General features: G+C 68.0%; 18 protein-coding genes. 12 read left to right on the forward strand and 6 right to left on the reverse strand.

The features are described from left to right. The first annotated feature begins 3 nt into the window (after nt 1–3). The 3 genes from Q9R39_RS06555 to Q9R39_RS06565 all read left to right on the forward strand — a co-directional run bounded on the left by Q9R39_RS06555 (nt 4) and on the right by Q9R39_RS06565 (nt 1,506). On the forward strand, nt 4–693 hold the full coding sequence (locus tag Q9R39_RS06555) for a ribonuclease HII (RefSeq protein ID WP_058250085.1): 690 nt from the start codon (nt 4–6) through the stop codon (nt 691–693). Then, entirely contained in the window at nt 690–1,001 is a 312-nt protein-coding gene (locus Q9R39_RS06560) for a DUF2469 domain-containing protein (protein ID WP_004572292.1), read from the forward strand. The genes Q9R39_RS06555 and Q9R39_RS06560 overlap by 4 nt, the downstream gene beginning before the upstream one ends. Nucleotides 1,002–1,101: 100 nt before the next feature. Continuing rightward, complete coding sequence (locus Q9R39_RS06565; protein WP_058250086.1) at nt 1,102–1,506, forward strand: YraN family protein; 405 nt, start codon at nt 1,102–1,104, stop codon at nt 1,504–1,506. Between the two features lie 9 nt (nt 1,507–1,515). Here the strand turns inward: Q9R39_RS06565 and Q9R39_RS06570 are convergent, their stop codons facing one another. Then, nucleotides 1,516–2,865, reverse strand: coding sequence for a DUF4185 domain-containing protein (locus tag Q9R39_RS06570; protein WP_311277216.1), 1,350 nt, complete (start codon nt 2,863–2,865; stop codon nt 1,516–1,518). 99 nt (nt 2,866–2,964) lie between these two features. Continuing rightward, entirely contained in the window at nt 2,965–3,603 is a 639-nt protein-coding gene (gene bluB, locus Q9R39_RS06575; protein ID WP_058250088.1) for a 5,6-dimethylbenzimidazole synthase, read from the reverse strand. Between the two features lie 191 nt (nt 3,604–3,794). Here bluB and Q9R39_RS06580 point away from each other — a divergent pair, with 191 nt between their 5' ends. The 3 genes from Q9R39_RS06580 (at nt 3,795) to dprA (ending at nt 6,948) form a co-directional block, all read left to right on the forward strand. Beyond that, the gene (locus Q9R39_RS06580) at nt 3,795–4,166 is read left to right on the forward strand and encodes a hypothetical protein (protein ID WP_311277217.1); all 372 of its coding nucleotides are present in this window, start codon (nt 3,795–3,797) and stop codon (nt 4,164–4,166) included. A 131-nt stretch (nt 4,167–4,297) separates the two neighbouring features. Next, nucleotides 4,298–5,806, forward strand: coding sequence for a YifB family Mg chelatase-like AAA ATPase (locus Q9R39_RS06585; protein WP_311277218.1), 1,509 nt, complete (start codon nt 4,298–4,300; stop codon nt 5,804–5,806). Beyond that, entirely contained in the window at nt 5,806–6,948 is a 1,143-nt protein-coding gene (gene dprA / locus Q9R39_RS06590; RefSeq protein ID WP_211538881.1) for a DNA-processing protein DprA, read from the forward strand. The genes Q9R39_RS06585 and dprA overlap by 1 nt, the downstream gene beginning before the upstream one ends. 2 nt (nt 6,949–6,950) lie before the next feature. On the opposite strand, the gene Q9R39_RS06595 is transcribed toward dprA, so the two are convergent. Then, entirely contained in the window at nt 6,951–7,529 is a 579-nt protein-coding gene (locus Q9R39_RS06595; RefSeq protein WP_058250091.1) for a TetR/AcrR family transcriptional regulator, read from the reverse strand. 172 nt (nt 7,530–7,701) lie between these two features. Here Q9R39_RS06595 and Q9R39_RS06600 point away from each other — a divergent pair, with 172 nt between their 5' ends. Together Q9R39_RS06600 and Q9R39_RS06605 are read left to right on the forward strand one after the other, a co-directional pair. Further along, on the forward strand, nt 7,702–8,568 hold the full coding sequence (locus Q9R39_RS06600) for a siderophore-interacting protein (protein ID WP_058250092.1): 867 nt from the start codon (nt 7,702–7,704) through the stop codon (nt 8,566–8,568). 85 nt (nt 8,569–8,653) lie between these two features. Continuing rightward, nucleotides 8,654–9,538 carry a tyrosine recombinase XerC gene (locus Q9R39_RS06605; RefSeq protein WP_211538883.1) on the forward strand — a complete coding sequence of 295 codons (885 nt, stop codon included), beginning with the start codon at nt 8,654–8,656 and terminating at the stop codon, nt 9,536–9,538. Nucleotides 9,539–9,544: 6 nt separating this feature from the next. On the opposite strand, the gene Q9R39_RS06610 is transcribed toward Q9R39_RS06605, so the two are convergent. Further along, entirely contained in the window at nt 9,545–10,054 is a 510-nt protein-coding gene (locus Q9R39_RS06610; protein WP_374193902.1) for a M23 family metallopeptidase, read from the reverse strand. Between the two features lie 361 nt (nt 10,055–10,415). On the opposite strand from Q9R39_RS06610, the gene rpsB reads away from it, so the two are divergent. Both rpsB and tsf read left to right on the forward strand, forming a co-directional pair. After that, nucleotides 10,416–11,237, forward strand: a complete 822-nt coding sequence (rpsB, locus tag Q9R39_RS06615) for a 30S ribosomal protein S2 (RefSeq protein WP_058250093.1) — start codon at nt 10,416–10,418, stop codon at nt 11,235–11,237. Nucleotides 11,238–11,291: 54 nt separating this feature from the next. Then, nucleotides 11,292–12,116 (forward strand): translation elongation factor Ts, encoded by an 825-nt coding sequence (gene tsf / locus Q9R39_RS06620; RefSeq protein WP_211538783.1) that lies wholly within the window; start codon nt 11,292–11,294, stop codon nt 12,114–12,116. 54 nt (nt 12,117–12,170) lie between these two features. On the opposite strand, the gene Q9R39_RS06625 is transcribed toward tsf, so the two are convergent. Together Q9R39_RS06625 and Q9R39_RS06630 are read right to left on the reverse strand one after the other, a co-directional pair. Further along, nucleotides 12,171–13,757, reverse strand: a complete 1,587-nt coding sequence (locus Q9R39_RS06625) for an MFS transporter (protein WP_211538887.1) — start codon at nt 13,755–13,757, stop codon at nt 12,171–12,173. Nucleotides 13,758–13,852: 95 nt separating this feature from the next. Further along, entirely contained in the window at nt 13,853–15,496 is a 1,644-nt protein-coding gene (locus tag Q9R39_RS06630) for a condensation domain-containing protein (RefSeq protein ID WP_374193903.1), read from the reverse strand. Nucleotides 15,497–15,576: 80 nt separating this feature from the next. On the opposite strand from Q9R39_RS06630, the gene Q9R39_RS06635 reads away from it, so the two are divergent. Continuing rightward, the gene (locus Q9R39_RS06635; protein ID WP_211538786.1) at nt 15,577–16,608 is read left to right on the forward strand and encodes an alpha/beta hydrolase family protein; all 1,032 of its coding nucleotides are present in this window, start codon (nt 15,577–15,579) and stop codon (nt 16,606–16,608) included. A gap of 99 nt (nt 16,609–16,707) precedes the next feature. Then, nucleotides 16,708–17,442: a UMP kinase gene (pyrH, locus tag Q9R39_RS06640; protein WP_058250098.1), complete on the forward strand. Its 735-nt coding sequence runs from the start codon at nt 16,708–16,710 to the stop codon at nt 17,440–17,442. Nucleotides 17,443–17,473: the final 31 nt, after the last annotated feature.

The following is a 17,473-nucleotide window of genomic DNA, read 5'->3' on the forward strand; positions in this document are numbered from 1 at the left end:
GCTGTGACGACTCGATGGCCACCCCGCTCACCCGTCCGCCGTGCCGCGGGCCTGCGGACGTTCGAATTCGCCTTGCACCGGCAGGGTCTGGGGCCCGTGGCGGGGGTCGACGAAGCCGGCCGCGGAGCGTGCGCGGGCCCGCTGGTCGTGGCGGCCTGCGTCTTGAAGCCGACGCAGCTCGTCTCCCTCGCCGACCTCGATGACTCCAAACGATTGACCGAGCGCACCCGCGAGGAGCTGTACCGCTCGGTGACGCGCTACGCGCAGAGCTGGAGTGCGGTGATCATCGAAGCCGCCGAGATCGATCGCATCGGCATCCACGTCGCGAACATCGAGGGCATGCGCCGGGCGGTGGCCGCCCTCGACGTGAAACCGGGGTACGTGCTGTCCGACGGTTTCGCGGTGCCGGGACTGACGGCGCCGTCCCTGCCCGTGATCGGGGGAGACGGGGCGGCCGCGTGCATCGCCGCCGCCAGCATCATCGCCAAGGTCACCCGAGACCGCATCATGGTCGCCATGGACGACGACCTGCCCGGGTACGACTTCGCCATCCACAAGGGCTACAGCACGGCGTTGCACATGTCGCGCATCGACGCCGCCGGCCCCTCACCACAACACCGCATGTCGTACCGTAATGTCGCGGCACGTGTGGTCACCAGCGCAAACGACAACAGGGATAGGCTGACAGGATGAGTGCTGAGGATCTCGAGAAGTACGAAACCGAGATGGAACTCTCTCTGTACCGCGAGTACAAGGACATCGTCGGGCAGTTCACCTACGTGGTGGAGACGGAGCGGCGCTTCTACCTCGCCAACGCGGTCGAGATGATCCCGCGCAACACCGACGGCGAGGTCTACTTCGAACTCCGCATGAGCGATGCCTGGGTGTGGGACATGTACCGCCCGGCGCGGTTCGTCAAGCAGGTTCGCGTGATCACGTTCAAGGACGTGAACATCGAGGAACTCGAGAAGTCGGAACTCCGCCTGCCCGACGAGCCCTGACCACGCGCAATCTGTTGACAACGCCCTGATCGTGCACAGATCAGGGCGTTGCTCGCTTTCGGGCGGTCGACGAAATCGGTTCTGCGCGAATCTGATCGGCATGAGTGCACAAGCGCGCGACCATCCTCGCCCCGATCGCCGCGGTCATATCGGCCGGCTCGGTGAGGACGTGGCCGCGGATTACGCGATATCGCTGGGCTGGACTGTCCTGGAGCGCAATTGGCGTACCCGCTATGGCGAACTGGATCTGGTGGCCGCGGACGGGTCGGTCCTGGTGATCGTCGAGGTCAAGACCCGCGCGAGCCGCACGTACGACGATCCGGTCATGGCGGTCACGCCGACGAAGCTCGCCCGGATGCGCCGACTCGCCGGGATGTGGCTGGCGGCGCAGGACCGGCGATGGTCGCAGATCCGGTTCGACGTCGTCAGCGTGCGCCTCGACCAGGCCGCTCCCGACGATCTGGCTCGCGCGCAGGTGCGGCATCACCAGGGTGTGCACGTGTGAGCCCGGGTGTCAGAGCTTGCTCAGATCGGTCCGGATCAGCATCACGTTGTAGTCGCTCCACCGCGACGCGTTGAAGTAGAGCTCCTTCGAATCCCCCTGCAGCGCGGGGGAGTTGGGAAGCATCATCGGTCCGTAGACGACGAGCGTACCTCGGGGCACGATGGTCTTCGGTGCACTCCACGGACCTTCGGGATGATCGGCGGTGCGCAGCGTGATGTCGTTGTCGCCATAGAGCATGACGTACTTCTCGAGGTACGGGCTCCAGGCGACCGATAGTTCGGTGACCGGTTGTCGGACGACGACCGCCGAGCCGTCGTCGGGGATCGCGGCGATGTCGTCCACCCAGCCGCGACTCTTCCCGGCCCAGTACTCGTACGCGTCGAGGTCGAGGATGTCCGTGGGTTTGAACCGCGCGAGGAAGGCGGCGCCGAATCGTCCGTTCGGGGTGCCGAACTGGTAGACGTACTCGGCTTCGGGTGTCCCGGGCCGGCCGCGGACGTACGCGTTCTGCTGGAACTTGCCGTTGTTGAACTCGATCGGCCGGAACTCGCCGGGCAGTCGGAGCGAGACCGGAGCATTGATGAGGATCGTGTCCTGATCGGTGACCCAGGTCTGGCCGTTGTCGTCGGAATGGGCGATCGCCGAGAAGTTGGTGACCCAGTTGCCCGGCGAACCCCACGAGCGCACCGACATGTAGTTGATGTACTGGCGGAAGCCGTCGCCGTGCGGGAGAGAGATGGCCGCCGTCGGGATCGTGGTGACCTCGACATTGGAGATGCCGAGCGACGGGATCAGTTCCTGCGCGTAGTTCGGTTGACCGGGCGCGATCACCGAACCCGACGTCACGTCGCCTTCGCGACCGGCCGGGACGGAGAGTCCGTTGGCGAGGTTGTCGTCGTCGGTGCGGAGCAGCACGTTGTGCCGCCACTGCTGTCCCGGCGCGTTGCAGTTGCCGAAGGTGTCTCCGAAAGCCATCAGCGTCTGGCCGCGGCCGTTGTCCCAGGAGACGCCGAGATCGGTGCCGCCGATACCGAACCGGCTGAATGTGCGGTTGGCGCTGAGCGGTCCCGTCACCCACCCGACGGTGCGGGATTTGGAACCGACATAGGGGATCAACGGCCGCTGCGGTCCCGGGTTCGGGATGCTCGAGCTGCCCGACGAGCCCTCCGACCCGCTGGAGCCACTCGAGCCGCTGGAACCGCTGGACCCGAAGCCCAGGAAGCTCGAGCCTGTGCTCGCGTTGCCGCACGGCGCGGCGTGCGCGACGCCGGCACCGGTCGTCAGCGCGACCGCGGTGCCGCTGAAGGCGATGACCCCGGCGAGGGCCAGTCGGACACTCGTGGTGAGACGGCTCGACACGCGCGTCCTCCAGTTACTCTTGCGACAGAAGTTATTGACGTGACTATTGTTACTGGAGTTACATGCGGATCGCGCGGTCCGCGGGGTCACGATCTGGTGTCAGCGCACGAAGAAGCGTTCCCCGGCGGACGTCCGTGACTGCCAGCCGACACGTTCGAGTTCCGGTGTCTCAGAGTCGTGCGCGGGGTAGCCGATACACAGGTAGGCGACCAGCTTCCAGGCCGGCGGTACGGCAAGTGCCTCGGAAACCTCCTCGGGTTCGATGATGGACACCCACCCCACCCCGACGCCTCGGGCCCGCGCAGCCAGCCAGAGTGTGGAGATCGCGGTGACGACCGAATACTCCAGCGTCTCGGGCACTGTCTGTCGGCCGAGTCCCCGGCCCTGCTCGACACCGGGCTCGCAGAACACGGCGAGGTGGACGGGAGCGTCGTCGAGACCGGCGAGCTTGAGCGACGAATACAGCCGTGCTTGTTCGCCCGTATAACCGTCCAGCGCGTCGGCATTGCAGCGAGTGAAGCTGTCGCGCACCGTTTGCCGGGCTGCGGCGGAACGCACCTCGACCCAGCGCCACGGCTGGCTGTTGCCCACGGACGGAGCCAGTTCGGCAGCGTCGAGGATCTCGGGTAGCACGTGGGGTTCAAGTGGTTCGCGGCGGAAGCGACGGACGTCGCGACGCCATCGGAGTAATCGGTCGAGATCGCCGACGAACGCATCGTCGAATGTTCCGTCGTCCATCGGTTGTCGAGCGTAGTCCGGGGCCCTCCATGGACGGAGTGGGTCCCTCATGCACGTAGCGACGGCGCTCACGGGTGTGGGGCTGTTGGGTCTGAGTCGATCGACGCGTGGCCGGAATGGGCGATGGCAAATCACTGGACAACCCTTGCCTCTGGGAGGACTCTGAATCTCTTGGTCGTCAGGGGGGACAGATGGACGCACACAGCGCACACGCGCTTTCATTGTTCGAGCAGTACGTCACCGACATGTGGGGCGAGCGCTGCGAAACCACCGACCTGGACGATTTCCCGGAGCTCGAGACTGAAAACAGGTCATCGCGTTGCGGTGTCTGTGTGGCGTGGGAGGAAGCCGACCAGTTCAGGGAATGGCTCTCGGCTACGCCGAAGGACTCGCGATCTGCGCTCTCTTCGAGCACTGTCACCCGTTTCGAGGTCATCGATCACACCACCGGTGGTGAGGGTCGCGCCTACGTGAAGTACGACGTGTCGGCGGAGTTGAGCTACCAGGACGACGGGAGGACGTTGAAAGTGTTCGTGGGAGATCGGAAGGTCGCCGATACGTAGCTTGGCGCGACTGACGTTACGAGCCGACCTGCGCTCGTATAGGACATGCACAACCGCGAGGTCATCCACAGATCGGCTGTGTGAGTGGTTCGGCGCCGCGCGCCACGCGTGTTCCCGGCGAGACTGTGCCCATGTTGGGGCAAACACAGGCGGTGGGGCTCAATGCCTTTGTCGCGCAGGTCGTCGACGTGCAGGCGAGTGTGAGTTCGGGTCTGCCGGGGTTCGCGGTGACGGGTAATCCGGATTCGTCGGTTCGGGAGGCGCGGGATCGGGTGCGGGCTGCGATCAAGAACTCCGGGTTCAGTTTTCCCGAGTTGAAGGTGACGGTGGCGTTGTCGCCGGCGGACATGCCGAAGATCGGTCCGGGATTCGATCTGTCGATGGCCGTGTCCATTCTGGCTGCCACGCAACAGGTGTCGGCGGAGAAGTTGTCGTCGACGGTTTTTCTGGGCGAGCTCGGTCTGGATGGCACCGTGCGGCCGATCCGCGGGGTGTTGCCGGCGGTGATTGCGGCGCGGCAGGAGGGGTATCGACGGGCGGTGGTGCCGATCGAGACCGTCGCCGAGGCGGCGCTCGTCGAGGGGATGGACGTCGGTGGAGCGAGCAGTCTGAAAGAGGTGACGCAGTGGCTGGCGGGTGACCACGTGCTCGACACGGTGCATGCGGCGGCGGCGACGCAGGCGCCGCCGGTTCCCGACATGGCCGACGTGGTCGGGCAGCACGAGGCCCGGCACGCGCTGGAGATCGCCGCCGCGGGAGCGCATCACGTTCTGATGACCGGATCGCCGGGGATCGGCAAGACGATGCTCGCGCGGCGGCTGCCGGGCATTCTGCCGTCGCTGGGTCTGGAGGACTCGTTGGAGGTGACGGCGATCCATTCCCTGGTGGGGGAGTTGTCGCCCGGACGTCCGCTGATCACCGAACCGCCGTTCGTCGCCCCGCACCACAGCTCATCGATCACAGCCCTGCTCGGTGGCGGTACCGGATTCGCCCGGCCGGGCGCGGCGTCCAAGGCGCATCGAGGAGTGCTGTTCCTCGACGAGTGCGCCGAGATGAGTGTCAAGTCGCTCGAATCCCTGCGGGAACCCCTCGAGGACGGCGAGGTCCGGGTGCCCCGGCGTGACGGCATGGCGGTCTATCCCGCGCGCTTTCAGCTGATCCTCGCGGCGAACCCGTGTCCGTGCGCGCCCGCCCACGACGTCGACTGCGTCTGCACGGCCGTCGTGCGGCGGCGCTATCTGGGCAAGTTGTCCGGACCGCTGCTGGACCGCGTGGACATCCGCGTGCGGATGGACCCACCGGGCAACACCGCGCTGATGAGCGGTGCCGGGGAGTCGAGTGCCGACGTCCGGGCCCGCGTCACCGCGGCGCGTGCCACTGCGATCGAGCGGTGGTCGGAATTCGGGTGGCGCACCAATGCCGAGGTTCCCGGGTCCGCGCTGCGGCAGCGGTTCCGGCTGCCGCCCGACGTGCTGCGGCCCATCGAACTGTTCCTCCGAGACGGCCGCGTGACGGCCCGCGGTGCCGATCGCGCTCTGCGGCTGGCATGGACCCTCAGCGATCTGAGCGGGTCCGGGCGTCCCGTCGAAGACGATGTCGCACAGTCACTTCTGTACCGAGACCGAGGAGCGACCTGGTGATCTCCGCCCATTCGTCGGAACCCCGGTCGCCGGAATCCATCGCCTGGGCCTATCTGGCGCGGGTCGCCGAACCGCCGTGCGCCGCGGTCATCGCGCTCGTCGACGACATCGGTCCGGTCGAGGCGGCCGCGGCGATCCGTCGGCGCACCGTGCCCGGCGGCCACGAGACGGTGCTTGCCGCCACCGCGGCTCGGAGTGAATCAGACTGTGCGGTCGACGATCTGGACGCCGCCGAGCGGGTCGGTGCGCGCCTGGTGACCCGTGCCGATCCGGAGTGGCCGGCCTGGTCGTTGCTGGCGCTGGGGCAGGCCGACACGGCCGCGCGCGGAGGCGAACCGCTCGCCCTGTGGGTGCGCGGTCCGGCCCGGCTCGACGACCTCGCCGCTGCGTCGATCGCGTTGATCGGGTCCCGTGCCGCGTCGTCGTATGGCGAACACGTCACGCAGACGCTCGCGTCGGGGTTGTCGGCCCAGGGTTTCGCAGTGCTGTCCGGCGGGGCGTTCGGCATCGACGGCGCCGCTCACCGCGCGGTCGTCGCGGCGGGCGGGGTGACCGCGGCGGTGATGGCGTGTGGGATCGACCGCGACTACCCGGCGTCACACTCGTCGCTGCTGACCGCGATCGCGCGCACGGGCGCGGTGATCAGCGAGTACCCGCCCGGGACGACAGCGGCGAAACATCGGTTCCTCACCCGGAACCGATTGGTCGCCGCGATGAGCGGCGCGACCGTCGTGGTCGAGGCAGGGCGACGGTCCGGCGCGGCGAACACCGCCGCCTGGGCGCGCAAGCTCGGCCGGCCGCTGGGAGCCGTTCCAGGTCCCGTCACCTCGGCGACCTCGGTCGGATGTCACCGGATGATCGCCGACGAGCTCGCCGTACTGGTGTCCGACGTCGCGTCGGTGATCAACCTGGTACGACCCGACGGTGGGGGCGACATCGGCCGCGGCCGCGCGAAACCGACCGACGCGCTCGACGCCGAGCAACTACGGGTCCACGACGCCATTCCCGGCCGGGGTGGAGTGGGGATCGACGAGATCGCGTTCGCCGCCGGCCTCGACATCGGAACCGTCCGCGCGGCGCTCGCGCACCTCGACATCAAGGGGTACGCGCAGAACGTGGACGGACGATGGCGGCTGGCGTGACCTCAGCGGCGGGTGAGGACGTCGATGATGACATGCAGATCCTCGACCGTCGCCTCGTTCAGACGGCCATGAGCGTGGACATAACCGATTCCCGCGTACAGGAGCGTCGTCGCGCGTGCGTGCGCCTCGGCCTCCGAGAACCCGAGTTCGCGCATGGCCGAGATCGCGATCGAGAAGATCCGGCAGTCGAGTGCATCGACGGAGTTCGCGATCGACTCGTCCGTCTGGGCCCAGCGGCGCAGGGCGGACTCCATCGCCCAGCGGCGAGGGTCCGACAGCAGGCGCGCCATCCCCTCGACCCGTTCGACCGGTGGTAGGGCTTCCAGTGCCTCGATCCGGTCGGCCGCCGCCGACTGTGCCCGTCGGCAGTGTTCGGCGAGCGCGGTCTTCAGTGCCCCGATGTCGGTGAAGTGCCAGTAGAAGCTGCCCTTGGTCACACCGAGGCGCGCACTGAGGCGCGAGATCTTGAGGGCGTCGATCCCGTCGTCGACCAGGATCTGGGTCGCGGCCTCCAGCCAGTCCTCCACACTGAGCCGCGAGCCGCGGCGCGGGGTGGACTGGTCCACGGGCTGATCCGGCATGGAGTCACCTCTGGTCGGGTCTCGCGACGTCTGACTTTAGGAATGACAAAGTCTCAAATTCACATCGCTTGATCGATAGAAAACCTTACAACCGCGGATGGGTGGTTCGCCGCTCTAAAGCTAAGGGTGGCCTAATCTCGTAGGCGTAGGGTTGACCCGAAAGGGAGGTTCGATGGCGAAACGCGTGAACACGATGACGGTGCTGCGAAGAGAGCGGATCAGCCCGCATTTCGTACGCCTTTACCTGGGCGGGGAGGGGTTCGACGACTTCCGACCGGCTCTGGGCAAGTCCGGGGAACCCGACACCGACATGTATGTGAAGTTCGTCTTCGCACCGCCGGGTGTCAGCTATCCCGAACCGTTCGATCTCCAGGAGATCCGTACGAACGAGGCGCCCGAGCGGCAACCCGTCTTGCGTACCTACACGGTGCGCCGGGTCGACGCGGAGGCCCGCGAGCTCGTCGTCGACTTCGTCGTGCACGGCACCGAGGGCATCGCCGGCCCCTGGGCGGCCTCGGTGGAGCCGGGCGAGACGATCCGTTTCATCGGGCCGGGTAGTGGCTACCGTCCGCGATCCGATGCCCCCTGGCATCTCATGGCGTGCGACGAGGCGGGTCTCCCCGCGGTGGCCGCCGCACTCGAAGCCCTTCCCGCCGACGCCGTCGCCAAGGTCTTCATCGAGGTCGCCGGCCCCGACGACGAACTCGACCTGGACGCACCCGCCGGGGCACAGGTCTCGTGGGTGCACCGCGGCGGACCCGCGGCGGACGTCGACGATTCGCTCGCCGGTGACAACGCCCCGCTCATCGCGGCCGTGCGCGCGACGGAATGGCTCGAGGGCGAACCGCACGTGTTCATCCACGGCGAGGCGCAAGCGGTCATGCACAACCTGCGGGCCTACATCCGCAAGGAACGCGGCGTGAGTGCGGCCAACGCCTCGATCTCCGGGTACTGGCGGCGCGGCCGGACCGAGGAGGGCTTCCGACAGTGGAAGGCCGACCTGCGGGCCGAGGAGGAGGCCGTCGGCGCCCAGGGCTGAGCCCACCGGCCGGACAGGCACCGATTCGGCCACGACGCCGCGTGTGCGGTTGCACTCGGGTGCCCGACGCGGTGAGGTCGTGACCATGCTCGACGACTTCGCCGACCACCTGCGCCTGGAGAAAGGGCGCAGCGAGCACACGATCCGCGCCTATGTCGGTGGGGCTCGCGCCCTCGTCTCGTTCGCCGGTGCCCGCGGAATCGCGGTAGCCGACATCGATCTCCCGCTGCTGCGGGCCTGGCTCGCGGAACTGACCCGGCGCGGCGCCGCGCGCACGACCGTGGCCCGGCAGGTCTCCGCGGCGAAGACGTTCTGCGCGTGGGCGGTCCGCGAGGGCTACCTGGCGGCCGACCCGTCACAGCGGTTGAAGGCGCCCAAGGCACATCGGACCCTGCCCGCCGTACTGGCCCCCGCCCAGGCGGAGGCGGCGATCGCGGCCACCGAAGTGGATCGTGCCCCCGACGACCCGATCGCCCTGCGGGACCGGGTCATCCTGGAGTTGTTGTACGCCAGCGGAGTTCGAGTGGGGGAGTTGTGCGGGCTGGACGTCGGCGACGTCGACGCCGGGCGACGGGTGGTGCGGGTGATCGGCAAAGGCGACAAGGAACGGTCGGTCCCCTACGGGGAGCCCGCCGCCCGCGCGATCGACGCCTGGCTGCGTTCCGGACGTCCGGCCCTGGTGACCGACGCGTCCGGGCCGGCCCTCCTGCTCGGTGCCCGCGGCGGACGGCTCGACCAGCGGATGGCGCGCTCGGTCGTGTCACGCGCGGTCGAGGCGAGCGGAGGCCCGGCGACCGGGCCACACGGACTCCGGCACAGCGCCGCCACTCATCTGCTCGAGGGTGGTGCCGACCTGCGTGTCGTCCAGGAACTGCTCGGACACTCGTCGCTCGCCACGACGCAGATCTACACGCATGTGAGCGTCGAACGTCTGCGGGCCGTCCATCGACAGGCGCACCCGCGGGCGTGACCGCCGTCAGTCGACCGGTTTGAGCCGGACGCGCACGGCCCCGAGCAGGCCCAGCGGGTCCAGGTAGTCCGCCGCACGTCCGCTACCGCGTCGGGCGCCCCAGTGCAGGCAGGCGGGCACCGGGCATCCCGGATGACCGGTCATCACGGTCCCGATGACCTCACCCCGCGAGACGTGATCACCCGCGTCGACACTCGCCTCCACCGGCTCGTACGTCGTGGTCACGCCGTCCGGATGGGACACCGAGACCACCGGCCGGCCGGCGACCGTTCCCGCAAAGCGCACGCGACCGGCCCCCGCCGCGCGGACGGTCTGGCCGGGCCCGGCCGCGAGGTCGACGCCCCGGTGGCCGGGCTGCCATCGCTTCTCGGGCTCGTCGTAAGCGGTGACCACGGTGGGCCGGGGCGACAACGGCGCCGCGTACACACCGACGGACGCGGCGGCCGGGCCCGGACCGACGACGCAGAGGACAGTCGGCAGGAACGCGGCGAGGACACGCAGTGATCGGGATGGCACGGTGATTGGACGCAGCGGAAGCCGGATGGGATCCGCCCACAACCGTCTCCGACTGCATCACCACAACCGTCTCCGACTGCATGACCACAACCGTCTCCGACGTGGGCGAAGGCGTTTTGGTGTTCCATCCGCCGCGGCGTAAACTCTCCCACGCACCTCATCGCTCGTTGATGAGGTGACTTCGCGCGCCTGCACTCAGGTCTGTGACGCTCCGGGCTTCGACGCCCTGACCAGCACAGTCGAGAAACACACGCCAAGTGAGCAGTCCCGGAACGGCCCATGCCGTCTCGGGTGGCACTCGGCCGCAGGCGCCAGGGTCGGTACCGACGGTACCGACGACAACTGCGAGAAAAGGACGATCATGGCTGTCGTGACCATGAAGCAGCTGCTGGACAGCGGCGCACACTTCGGGCACCAGACCCGCCGTTGGAACCCGAAGATGAAGCGATTCATCTTCACCGACCGCAACGGCATCTACATCATCGATTTGCAGCAGACGCTGACCTACATCGACAAGGCGTACGAGTTCGTCAAGGAGACCGTCGCCCACGGCGGCACCATCCTCTTCGTCGGCACCAAGAAGCAGGCACAGGAATCGATCGCCGCGGAGGCGACCCGTGTCGGCATGCCGTACGTCAACCAGCGCTGGCTCGGTGGCATGCTCACCAACTTCTCGACCGTCCACAAGCGCCTGCAGCGCCTGAAGGAGCTCGAGACCATGGAGCAGACCGGCGGTTTCGAGGGACGCACCAAGAAGGAAATCCTCATGCTCACGCGTGAGAAGAACAAGCTCGAGCGCACCCTCGGCGGTATCCGCGACATGGCCAAGGTTCCGTCGGCCGTGTGGGTCGTCGACACCAACAAGGAGCACATCGCCGTCGGCGAGGCGCGCAAGCTGAACATCCCGGTCATCGCGATCCTGGACACCAACTGCGATCCCGACCTCGTCGACTACCCGATCCCGGGCAACGACGACGCCATCCGCAGCGCAGCACTGCTCACCCGCGTCGTGGCCTCGGCCGTGGCCGAGGGCGTCCAGGCCCGTGCCGGCGCCGCCAGTGGCGACGCCAAGCCCGAGGCCGGCAGTGGCGAACCGCTGGCAGAGTGGGAGCAGGAACTGCTGACCCAGGCTGCGGCACCGGCCGGCGACGCCGCCGCGACCGACGCCCCGGCTGCTCAGTAGTCCCGACTGCTCGCAGTCCGGTCCCAACACTTTCTCTAAGGAGGCTCGCCGACGATGGCGAACTACACCGCAGCTGATGTGAAGCGTCTCCGTGAGCTCACCGGCTCTGGAATGCTCGACTGCAAGAACGCGCTGGCCAACAACGACGGCGATTTCGACAAGGCCGTAGATGAGCTGCGTATCAAGGGCGCCAAGGACGTGGGCAAGCGCGCCGAGCGCTCCACGGCCGAGGGCCTGGTCGCGGCCAAGGGCGGCGCGCTCATCGAGATCAACTCCGAGACCGACTTCGTCGCGAAGAACGGTGAGTTCCAGCAGCTCGCCGACGACATCGTGAACGCGGCGGCCGCGGCGAAGACCAACGACCTCGACGAGCTGAAGAAGGCTCCGCTCGGCGACGGCACCGTGGACGAGGCCGTGGCGGCTCTCTCGGCCAAGATCGGCGAGAAGCTCGAGCTCCGGCGCGTGGCCTACTACGACGGTCCCGTTGCCGTGTACCTGCACAAGCGCGCGTCGGACCTGCCTCCGGGCGTCGGCGTGCTGGTGTCCTACACCGGTGAGGGCGAGGTCGCCGAGGAGGCCGCTCGCGGCGCAGCGATGCAGGTGGCCGCGCTCAAGGCGCGCTACGCCACCCGCGACGAGGTCCCCGCGGACGTCGTCGAGAACGAGCGTCGTATCGCCGAGCAGACGGCCAAGGAGGAGGGCAAGCCCGAGCAGGCCCTGCCCAAGATCGTCGAAGGTCGCGTCAACGGCTTCTACAAGGACGTCGTGCTGCTCGACCAGGCCTCGGTTCAGGACTCGAAGAAGTCCGTCAAGGCCCTGCTCGACGACGCCGGTGTGACCGTCAAGGCCTTCACCCGGTTCGAGGTCGGCCAGGCCTGATCGAACGCGTTCCACATCGCCCCGTCTCCGTCGAGGAGACGGGGCGATGTGCGTTCATGGGGTCCGTCGCGTCCGCAGAGCGGCGGCGAGTGCCCCGATCGCCACGGCGACGAGACCCAGCATCACCAAGGTCGTCCTCAGCGCGGCCAGGAAAGTCCGAGCGGTCACAGACCGCGCCGCATCCTGAGTCCAGGGCCGTGCCTGCGCGGCGACCGCGGCGACCGCCGGCGACGTCGGTCCGCCCGCGCAGGCGGGCGCCGGTCGCTCCGGATGTGCGGACCGCAGCTGATCGCTCGCGCAGGATGCGAAACGATCGGCGACCGCCCCGTGCAGCACCGGGCGAACCGGTGACTCCGACAGCGACGCAACGAGTTCGGCTCTCACCGCCGGAACCGTCTCGCTTGTCCGGCCGGCCACCTGACCGAAGAAGAAGAGGGTGACGACCGCCAGCCCGATCGAGGCGCCGATCTGCTGAACAGTGGGGATCGTCCCGGTTGCCGTGCCCACCGTGGCTTCGGTCGTGTCGGACAGGATCACGGCCTGCAGCGGTGCGATGAACACACCCGTCCCCAGACCGCCGAGTACGAGGGGACCGAGGATGCCAAGCACCGGCAGGGTCTCCGCAGCCGGTTCGATGATCATCGCGAGCCAGACGAATCCGGCTCCGACGGCGACGGATCCGGCCATCAGGGTGTGCGGGGCGGTGATGCGGGCGACCACGCGTGGTGAGGCGAGTGAGCCGACCGCGGCGCCGATCGCGAAGGGCAGGGCCAGCATCCCGGTCCCGAAGGCCGAGTAGCCGAGTCCGAACTGAGCCGAGATCGACACGGTGAAGAAGAACCCGGCGAACACACTGAAGAACAGGAGCGACAGGAGAAGCCCGACCGCGAAGCGGCGCGAGGCGAACAGCCGTGGTCGTAACAGGGGAGTGCCACCGCGGGCGTCGACACGCACCTCGTGAACAGCGAACAGCGTCAACAGGATTCCGGCCGTCCCGATCATCCCCCACAGGATCGGGGGCCACCCCAACTCGCGTCCGAGGGCCAGCGGGTACAGCAGCAGGAACAGCGCCGTTGCCGACAGCACCACGCCCGGGACGTCCACGCGTCCCGGCGACGGTTCGCGCGCGTCGGGTAGGCGGCGGTGGGCGAGCAGGCACGAGAGCAGGCCGAGCGGCACGTTGACGAAGAAGATCGCGCGCCAGCCCCATCCGAGAACGTCGGCGTCGACGAGGAAGCCGCCGATCACCGGACCGAGGATGGCGGCGATACCGGCGACGGCCCCGTAGACGCCGAAGACCAGTCCGTGACGCCTCTTGTCGAACAGGGCCGCGATGAGAGCCAGGGTCTGCGCGGACATGAGCGCCGCACTCACGCCTTGTATTCCGCGACAGGCGATGAGTTCAGCAGGACCGGTCGCCACACCGCACAGCACCGACGTCACGGTGAAGGCCACCATCCCGACCACGAACATCCGCCGGCGTCCGACACGCGCCCCCAGTGTCGCTGCGGTCAGCAGGGTGCACGCGAACGACAGGGTGTACACCGTCAGCACCAGGAGTTGCTGCGACGTCGACGCGCCGAGATCCCGGGCGAGATCGGGCAGAGCGATGTTGACGATGGTGGTGTCCAGCATCTGCATGAACACCCCGAGCAGGCATCCCGCGAGAGCCGCCCAGGCCCCCGGACGATCGCGCAGAGTGCCCGTCGTCTCCCGGCCCGCCGCGGGGCCGGCGGTCACGGTGCGAGGGCCGGCAGCGAGGGTCGGTAGTCGCCCAGGTCGGCGACCGCGGACATCACCGCGACGAATCGTTCGACATACTGCGTGACGGACTCGCGCGCGATCTCGGTGTCGGGGTACAGCAACGTGATCGAGGTCTGGCCGGAGAACCGATTGACCCACATGTACACCTCTTCGCTGCTACCACGATTGCCGAAGAGGCACCCGTTCCCGGCTTCGAAGATCTCGACACCGGGTAGTTTGCGGACGTCGATGTAGGACACCATCGGCACCGCCCAGCCGGACCGGACCGCGATCTCGTCGGCGGGTTCCACGAGTTCGAGAACCCGGTGAAACGAGATGTCGGTCAGTTCTTTTCCGGACTCGTAGCTGCGCGCAGCCTCCGGTACCAGGGAGCGGAACGTGGTGTCGTCGTCGACGGTGAGAGGAACGGGGATCAGGCTCGTGAACCAGCCCACCGACTTCAACTCCGCGGTGCCCGATCTCGTGCTCTTCGGCGTCATCCCGAAATACTCACTTCGACCGGTGAATTCGGCGTACACGAGGGCGGCCGCCGTCATGATCCCGGCAATCATGTTGGCGCCCAGATCGCGACAGATCTGCTCGAAGCGCGCGGCGGTGGGCTCGTCGAACAGGGTCGAGTTCACGATCGCGCTGCGCGTGTAGGTCTGCGCGCCGGTGCCGAGCGGCAACGGGAAACCGGGTAGTCGTCCGCCGTTGGCCTGCACCAGGTCGATCCAGCGCTGGACGTGCGGTGAACGACGTGTCAACTGACGCGACACGGCGCGTTCGCGCGCGCAGTAGTCGAGGTAGCTGCCGACCGGGGGCAGCTCGGCGTCGCCGCCGAAGGCCGCATTCATGTAGAGGGTCAACAGGTCCACGCAGGTGATGGCCTGGGAGATCCCGTCGGTGTTGAGATGGTCGGCCGCGGCGTAGAGGGTGAACCCGCCCTCCCACTCGATGGCTCCGAAGGTGAAGCAGTCCCAGTTGAACGGCCCCGAGGTCTCGTCCTGCACGTGCGTCCGCAGCTGCGGGGCGTCGCGGTCTCCGTATACGACCGGGATGAGTTCGACGACCTCCGGGGGCACGAGATGGCGGAGGATCGAACCGTCGTCCTCCATCGAGAACCACGACCGGAAACTGTCGTGGCGCCGCACGAACTCGTTGACCGCGCTCGTCATGGCGGACACGTCGAGTGGGGCCGAGACGTCGAACGCCATCAGGCAGAGCCGCGCGAAACGGAAACCCGCGGACTCGTTGCGCCACGCCACACGCAGGTACTCCTCCTGCTGGTGGGACGGTGGGGAGGGATGCACAGGAGCCCGATCGGCATTCGTCACCGAAGCGAGGGAGGCCACCCAGCTGGTCAGGTGACCGGGACGGGGCTCCCATTCCTCGATGAGGCCGAACTTCATCATGTGTGCTCCTCGATTCGCCTGCGGGAAAGTGGATCCGGCGACCGACGCACCAGAGATGTCCGAGGTGTCCCCGACGGTGGAGCGGCCGACCGGGACGCACCCTACCGCACGGTAACCTCGACGGCCGGGGAAACGGGACAACCGTGGTGCGATGAGACGTTGTATCAGTCCCTGTCTCTCTGTCTCATCGAATGCCGTTGCGGTGCTGGACGATTGACCCATGTGGACATCGGGCGGTGCGTCGGGCACACTGCCGGGGTTGCGCGTGTGACGGCGGTCGCACCCGAATGAAGGCGAGGGGTATGGACGACGGGTCTGCCAACGGTGACCGACCGGGGAACCTGCACACGACGGTGCGGACCGCGACCCTCGTGATCGCGCTGCTCGCTGCGACACTCGGACTGGCGGCGCCCGCCGCCGCGACACCCGCGCCCGCTCGCATCGTCGGCGAGACGGTACAGCGCGGGGGTGAGATCGAGGTCGCCGTCCGGTCGGTGGCGATGCGTCGGGTGGTCCCGGTCAAGGTGTGGCCGGCCCGCGGACAGGGGTCCGCCCCGACGCTCTACCTCCTCAACGGCGCGGCCGGCGGGGAAGGTGGGAGCAGTTGGTTCGACCGGACCGACATCCGGACCTTCTTCGCCGACGAGAACGTCAACATCGTCGTCCCGATGGGCGGCGCGGCGAGCTACTTCACCGACTGGCAGCGGTCCGACCCCGTGCTGGGGCGGCAGAAGTGGGCGACCTTCCTCACCGAGGAGTTGCCGGCAACGATCGACGAGCGCTTCGACGGCACCGGACGCAATGCGATCGCCGGGATCTCGATGGCGGGCACGTCGGTGTTCCAGCTGGCCCTGCATGCGCCGTCGGTCTATCAGGCGATCGGCTCGTTCAGTGGCTGCGCGCAGACCAGCGATCCGCTTGGGCAGGCCGTCGTCCGGATGGTCGTCGAGGGCCGCGGCGGTGCGAACACCCTGAACATGTGGGGACCGCCTGATGACCCCGCGTGGCGTGCGAACGATCCGTACCTGCACGCCGAGGCGTTCCGGGGAACGTCGATCTACGTCTCGAACGGATCCGGGATGCCGGGCCGGTACGACACCCTCGACGGCCCCGGCATCGAGGGCAACGGCTCCAAGCTGTTCGACCAGATCGCGGTCGGGGCGGTGATCGAAACCGCCACGGCGCAGTGCACGAAGAACTTCCAGCGCCGGATGCGCGACATCGGTGTGCCGGCGACGTTCCACCTCTACGAGGGCGGTACCCATGCGTGGCCGTACTGGCAGGACGAACTGCATCGTGCCTGGCCGCAGTTCGAGGCGGCCCTGCGCGGCTGAATCCCCAGGGCACCCTCGCGCGGCGCGCACGACGCGTGTCGCGGGTCCGTTCCGGTGACGACGTACGATAGTTCACCGAACCGACGAGTGAGGAAGCCGATGAGTGAAGCGTCCGACCCCATCCGGCGGGATGGATTCCGTAGGGTCTTGCTGAAGTTGGGCGGCGAGATGTTCGGTGGCGGCGAAGTCGGGCTCGACCCCGACGTCGTGGGTACCGTCGCCGACCAGATCGCCGACGTCGTCAATTCCGGTGTCCAGGTCGCCGTCGTGATCGGCGGCGGCAACTTCTTCCGCGGCGCCGAACTCCAGCAACGAGGGCTCGACCGCAGCCGCTCGGACTACATGGGCATGCTCGGCACGGTCATGAATTGCCTTGCGCTGCAGGACTTCCTGGAGAAGCGCGGGATCTCGACCCGGGTGCAGACCGCCATCACGATGGGGCAGGTCGCCGAGCCGTATCTCCCGCTGCGCGCCCAGCGGCACCTGGAGAAGGGCCGCGTCGTCATCTTCGGCGCCGGCATGGGGATGCCGTACTTCTCCACCGACACCACCGCGGCCCAGCGTGCGCTGGAGATCAAGGCCGAGGTGGTCCTGATGGCCAAGGCGGTCGACGGCGTGTACGACGCCGACCCGCGTACCAACCCCGACGCCACCCTCTTCACCGAGATCACTCACCGCGAGGTGCTCGACAAGGAGCTCAAGGTCGCCGACGCGACGGCCTTCAGCCTGTGTATGGACAACAAGATGCCGATCTTGGTGTTCAATTTGCTCCAGCAGGGCAATATCGCCCGTGCGGTCGCGGGTGACCGCATCGGCACCCTGGTCAGCACCTGAACCGGCGCCTGACCCCGAGATCGACGAGAAC

The organism is Gordonia sp. AC31 (assembly GCF_031844505.1).
GTDB lineage: Bacteria > Actinomycetota > Actinomycetes > Mycobacteriales > Mycobacteriaceae > Gordonia > Gordonia hongkongensis.